Raw genomic sequence first — 5,916 nt, forward strand, 5'->3', positions numbered from 1 at the left:
AACACTTCATTCTTCATCAGGGATGGTTTCTTCTAATTCCTGGATCTCTGCTGCGTCTGGCATTTTAATGACATAGGCCGGACCTAAATTGGTCATGTCGTTAAACAGTTTGATCTGCACCACATAGTAGTTGCCAGATTGGTCCAGCTCATAACTTTCAATGGCCCCAATGGGTATTCCTGCCGGGAAAATGGTAGAACGTCCTCCCGTCACTATGCTGTCGCCTATGGCTAAAGGCGCTAGGCGTTGAACATCCACTAGTTGTACAATATTCGGATCTCTGGTGTCCCATTGCAGGGTTCCAAAGTGATTGGATTTAGTGAGTTTAGCGTTGATGCTGGATTGGGTATTTAAGATCGATAAAACCGTTGCATAGCCGCTGGAAGTTTTGTCGGTGATTCCTAAAATTCCGTTGGGGCTTACTACCCCCATACTGGTCTGTATGCCTAATTTTTCACCACCTTTAATGGTCAGGTAATTTTTTGTTCTGCTGTAATTGTTGTTAATCACCCGAGCAGGAATATAATCTACTCCTCCCCATAAAGTGCTCTGCGAGGCTTGACTTTGAAATATGGAATTCACATTACCCACGGCTTCCCTCAATTGACTGTTCTCAATTTGGAGCAGCTCATTTTGCGTCTTAAGGTTCAAGTAGTCGCTTATTCCAGAGGTCCAACTGAAAAGTGTTCCGCTAATGCCATTGGCAGCGCTGAGGTATTTTCCAGAATGATAGGATCGGGATTGAAAGGTGAAAAAGAGTCCGAGCAGCACCAACACGCAAAACAACAGAAAATGCCTCTTTCGAATAAAGAAATTAATAAGCTGCTGCATGCTTGGGGACTATTACGGGATCAACACACTTTTATATTTGCTTATGTTTTTTAAACAAATTCCGGTTCCGCGAACAACAGCGCGCAACGGATCTTCTGCGATATAAACAGGTAGGTCTGTCTTCTGAGACAGACGCTTGTCCAATCCGCGAAGCATAGAACCACCTCCGGCCAAATAGATTCCGGAGTTGTAAATATCGGCAGCCAATTCTGGAGGCGTTTGAGAAAGGGTCTCCATAACGGCGTCTTCAATGCGCAAGATCGATTTGTCCAAAGCTTTGGCGATCTCACGGTAAGAGGTCTGGATCTGCTTCGGTTTTCCAGTCAGCAAATCACGCCCTTGTACAGCCATATCGTCTGGCGGTAATTCAAGGTCTTCAATAGCAGCTCCGATCTGTATTTTGATCTTCTCTGCTGTACGCTCCCCAACGTAAAGGTTGTGTTGGGTACGCATATAGTAAATGATGTCGTTGGTGAATCCATCACCTGCGATCTTCACAGATTTGTCACAGACAATTCCGCCTAAGGCAATCACCGCGATCTCCGTGGTTCCACCTCCGATATCTACAATCATGTTTCCTTTAGGTTGCATGATGTCAATTCCAATACCAATAGCGGCGGCCATCGGTTCGTGGATCAGATAGACTTCTTTACCGTTTACTTTTTCTGCGGATTCTTTAACCGCGCGCATCTCCACTTCTGTAATACCACTCGGAATACAGATTACTATGCGCAAACCAGGCTTAAAGAGTTTTTTCTTGATAGCCGGGATGTCTTTGATGAACATATTGATCATCGATTCTGAGGCGTCAAAGTCTGCAATTACGCCGTCTTTGAGCGGACGAATCGTTTTGATGTTCTCATGGGTCTTTCCTTGCATCATATTGGCCTCACGACCAACGGCAATGATCTTGCCTGTGGAACGGTCTCTGGCCACGATAGAAGGTGCATCTACCACCACCTTGTCATTGTGTATAATCAGGGTGTTAGCAGTGCCCAGATCGATTGCAATTTCCTCTGTTAAGAAGTCGAAAAATCCCATAAAATTGTGCGTGCAGCTTTAAAATTAGTGGCCTGAAGATCAGTGTCACACAAAAGTAATAAAATTAATGAAGTAGCATCGTCTTTTACCGCACTTGTCGCGCCGATTTTACCTCTAGTGTTTAAAATGACGCGTACCCGTCATCACCATGGCCAAACCGTGCTCATTACAGTAGTCAATGCTGAGTTGATCTTTGATGGATCCACCCGGTTGAATCACTGCTTTGATTCCGGCTTTATCAGCGATCTCCACACAGTCCGGGAACGGGAAGAAAGCATCACTGGCCATAACCGCCCCGTTGAGGTCAAAATCAAAGCTCTTTGCTTTGTCTATCGCTTGACGCAAGGCGTCTACTCGAGAAGTTTGTCCGGTACCGCTGGCGCAAAGTTGTTTTCCTTTGGCCAAAACAATGGTGTTGGACTTGGTGTGCTTACACACTTTACTAGCGAATAGTAAATCTGCTAACTCAGAATCTGACGGTTTATTGTCAGTGGCTTGTGTTAAATCTTCTTCGGTGTCTGTTTTGTGATCTCTGTCCTGCACTAAAGCACCGTTCAAACAAGAGCGAACAATGGTCTCTGGTAAGGCTGTTTGCTTCATTTTAAGCATGATGCGGTTCTTTTTGCCTTTAAGGATCTCCAGGGCATCAGCATCAAAATCAGGAGCAATCACTACTTCACAGAAGAGTTTGTGGATCTCTTCCGCAGTAGCTGCATCGATGGTGGTGTTACAGATCAAGATTCCTCCAAATGCAGAAACAGGATCACCCGCCAAAGCATCTACATAGGCTTGGTGAACTGTATCGCGCTGTGCGATTCCGCAAGCGTTGTTGTGTTTTAAAATGGCAAAGGTTGGCGCTTCACCCCAAAACTCGAGCATTAAAGTCACGGCAGCGTCCACATCTAAAAGGTTGTTGTAGCTGAGTTCCTTGCCGTGAAGTTTGTCAAACATAGCGTCAAAATCTCCGAAGAAGAATCCACGTTGGTGCGGGTTCTCTCCGTAACGCAATACCTTCCCTTGGGTTTCACTTACTTTTAGCGCAGCGATCTCGTGATCGGCATTGAAGTAGTTGAAGATCGCCGTATCGTAATGAGAAGATACATTGAACGAGCGTGCTGCAAAGCGTTTGCGGTCTGCAATAGTCGTGCTTCCGCCGCTTTCCGTAATGAGCTGCAAGAATTCGTTGTAGTCCTCCATAGAAGAAACACAAACGGTGTCTTTGAAGTTCTTGGCGGCTGCGCGGATCAAAGAAATTCCTCCAATGTCAATTTTTTCAATGATGTCTTGCTCACTAGCACCAGAGGCTACTGTTTTTTCAAAAGGGTAAAGGTCTACGATCACCAAATCCAATTGTGGGATCTCAAATTTTGCCATCTCTTCAAGATCACCTTCATGGTCTTGTCGGTTTAGAATTCCTCCAAAAACCTTTGGGTGTAAAGTTTTTACGCGTCCACCTAAAATAGAAGGGTAGCTGGTCACATCTTCTATCGCCACAACAGGGATTCCCAAGTCTTGGATGAATCGTTCTGTACCTCCCGTAGAATAAAGGGTTACGCCAAACTCGTGGAGTTTTTTAACGATTGGTTCCAGTCCGTCTTTGTGAAATACACTGATCAGTGCCGATTGAATTTGTTTTGTGCCGCTCATTGAAGTAAAAATTTTAAAGGGCAAAAGTACGGATTTCATTAGCAAAATTGTAACATATCCTTACTGAAAACGTCTTATCTTCGTATTACAAATAAACCCGCTGTTTTAAGGGTTTTAAAAAAGCGCTGATCATCTCATGTTGATATACTTCCGCATCCTAAAAGAAAGCTTTGTGTTCGCTATCAGCGCACTGAAGAACAACAAGCTCAGAACCTTCCTTTCACTCTTGGGAGTGACCATTGGTATCTTTTCGATCATCGCAGTATTGGCTGCAGTAGATTCTTTAAAACGAGACATTGAGGATAGCATTTCTTCCCTAGACAATCGCACCCTTTTCTTGGCGCGTTTTTCTTTTGGACCGACAGACATCCCGATCTGGAAACGCGAACAGTTCCCAGACGTAACCTATGAGGAATATCAAATGATCCTCAGACAGGTGCCGGACGTTTACGGAGCTTCATACCAGATCAATGTGGCACCAGAGACCCTACGTTTTGAAGAAAATTTCATTGAGAATGTAGAAATGATCTTTGTGACCGATCAGCAAACACGCATTGAAGACGTAAAACTGCAGACGGGTCGTTTCTTTAACGAATCAGAATCCGTTCGTGGAGCTCCTGTTATTGTTATTGGAGCTGAGGTGGCTAACACGCTTTTTGGCGGGGCTGATGAAGCTTTGGGCAAACGTTTACGCGTTTACGGACGTCGGTTGACTGTAATTGGAGTTATGGAAAAAGAGGGGCGCGGACTCTTTGGAGGCAGTAAGGATGTCGCTTCTTTTTTACCTGTGAACATTGGGCGTAGGATCTTTGGAGATAACAACAAATCAGTATTTCCCTTTATAGTGATCAAACCCAAAACAGGAGTTGATCAAGGCGAATTCAATGCAGCGTTAACGGCTAAAATGCGGAATTTTAGAGGACTCCGTTCAGACGACTCCAACAACTTCTTTTTAAATCAACTGCAAGGCTTCTCTGACGCCATTGACAATATTACCGGCCAACTCAATGTGATTGGTTGGATCATTAGTGGATTTTCTCTTTTGGTGGGTGGATTCGGAATCGCGAACATTATGTTTGTGAGTGTAAAGGAGCGCACCAATTTAATCGGGATTCAAAAATCTTTAGGGGCGAAAAACAAATTCATCCTTTTCCAATTCCTGTTTGAAGCGATCATTCTAGCTATTATTGGTGGTGCTATCGGACTCTTATTTGTGTTCCTGGCATCCATCGCGGCTTCTCAGGTTGCGGGTGACTTTGAGTTTATCCTCTCTCCTTGGAATATGTTTATTGGAACCGGTATTTCGGTCTTTATTGGATTGATCTCCGGAATCATTCCGGCTATCTCTGCATCACGACTCGATCCAGTAGAGGCAATCAGAACAGGTATGTAATTCCGAACCTAAAGAATCTCAGCCAACTGCGCGTTAACCCAAGTTAGAAAGTCTTCATCCGCAGGGCTAAAAGGATCAATGGTATTGCTGTCAATATCGATCTGTCCAATATTAACTCCATCTTTAAAGAGAGGAACAACAATCTCTGCCTTTACTGTAATACTGCAGGCAATATAATTGTCTTGCGCTTTTACATCGGGCACTACAAAATTGGCATTAGACTCTGCAACCTGTCCGCAGATTCCTTTACCAAAAGGAATGGTGGTATGATCCGTCGGCTCACCAGCAAACTTTCCTAAATGCAGCAAGCGTTTGTCGTGATCGGCAAAGTAGAATCCCACCCAATCGTAATAAGAAACTTCTGCTTGCAAGAGGTCACAGATTCCTTGCATGGCGGTGTCTGGACTGTCTTTGTGAGTTTCAATGATGGTGCTAACTGTAGGTTGTAATGCAGATAAATTCATAGCAAAAATTGTAAAGGTCAAAGGTAAGAAGCACTTTGGATTTTTAATAGTGCGATAGGCGCTTAATTTTAAAATATTCGAGCTCAAACATTTTGTCTAAATTTGACCAATAGGCAGTCGGATGCTTCGCAAACTCTTTACAGAACATCGAGCAGTTTTTAAATTCTTAGGACTCTTTTTTGGGACCTATTTGCTGCTGTCATTAATTTATCTGATCTATATCAGCCTAACCACAGCAGAAAATGCAGCGGATCCGCTAACCAGATTGGTGGGCAAACAAGCGCAAGCACTAATAAATGGCTGGGGATATAAAGCACAGGTGCTTCCTTCAGGTGGACAACCAGAACTACAACTCTTTATCAATGGAGATTTAGTCGCGCGGATCATTGAAGGTTGCAACGCGGTCAGCATTATAATTCTTTTTGCAGCTTTTGTGGTTGCTTTCAAAAAGACACTCAAAAAGACCCTGGTTTTTATTTTCGCTGGAGCCGTTTTGATCTACGGAATTAATTTACTGCGCATTGGAATCTTAGCCATTGC

General features: G+C 43.9%; 6 protein-coding genes. 2 read left to right on the plus strand and 4 right to left on the minus strand.

What is annotated here, in order from left to right; all coding sequences use genetic code 11:
• Positions 1 to 6: 6 nt before the first annotated feature.
• From mreC to purH, 3 genes are all read right to left on the minus strand, one after another.
• On the minus strand, positions 7 to 831 hold the full coding sequence (gene mreC / locus HRT75_RS05745) for a rod shape-determining protein MreC (protein ID WP_291183705.1): 825 nt from the start codon (positions 829 to 831) through the stop codon (positions 7 to 9).
• A gap of 12 nt (positions 832 to 843) precedes the next feature.
• Entirely contained in the window at positions 844 to 1,872 is a 1,029-nt protein-coding gene (locus tag HRT75_RS05750; protein ID WP_272831568.1) for a rod shape-determining protein, read from the minus strand.
• A gap of 114 nt (positions 1,873 to 1,986) precedes the next feature.
• Positions 1,987 to 3,519, minus strand: a complete 1,533-nt coding sequence (gene purH, locus HRT75_RS05755) for a bifunctional phosphoribosylaminoimidazolecarboxamide formyltransferase/IMP cyclohydrolase (RefSeq protein ID WP_291183710.1) — start codon at positions 3,517 to 3,519, stop codon at positions 1,987 to 1,989.
• A 136-nt stretch (positions 3,520 to 3,655) separates the two neighbouring features.
• On the opposite strand from purH, the gene HRT75_RS05760 reads away from it, so the two are divergent.
• Positions 3,656 to 4,912 carry an ABC transporter permease gene (locus HRT75_RS05760; RefSeq protein WP_291183713.1) on the plus strand — a complete coding sequence of 419 codons (1,257 nt, stop codon included), beginning with the start codon at positions 3,656 to 3,658 and terminating at the stop codon, positions 4,910 to 4,912.
• Positions 4,913 to 4,920: 8 nt separating this feature from the next.
• Here HRT75_RS05760 and HRT75_RS05765 read toward each other — a convergent pair whose 3' ends face one another.
• Complete coding sequence (locus HRT75_RS05765) at positions 4,921 to 5,376, minus strand: GAF domain-containing protein (protein WP_291183716.1); 456 nt, start codon at positions 5,374 to 5,376, stop codon at positions 4,921 to 4,923.
• A gap of 121 nt (positions 5,377 to 5,497) precedes the next feature.
• On the opposite strand from HRT75_RS05765, the gene xrtF reads away from it, so the two are divergent.
• A partial coding sequence (xrtF, locus tag HRT75_RS05770) for an exosortase family protein XrtF (protein ID WP_291183719.1) occupies positions 5,498 to 5,916 on the plus strand: 419 nt, incomplete at its 3' end.

The organism is Gilvibacter sp. (assembly GCF_013214815.1).
In the GTDB taxonomy this organism is placed as follows: Bacteria; Bacteroidota; Bacteroidia; order Flavobacteriales; family Flavobacteriaceae; genus Gilvibacter.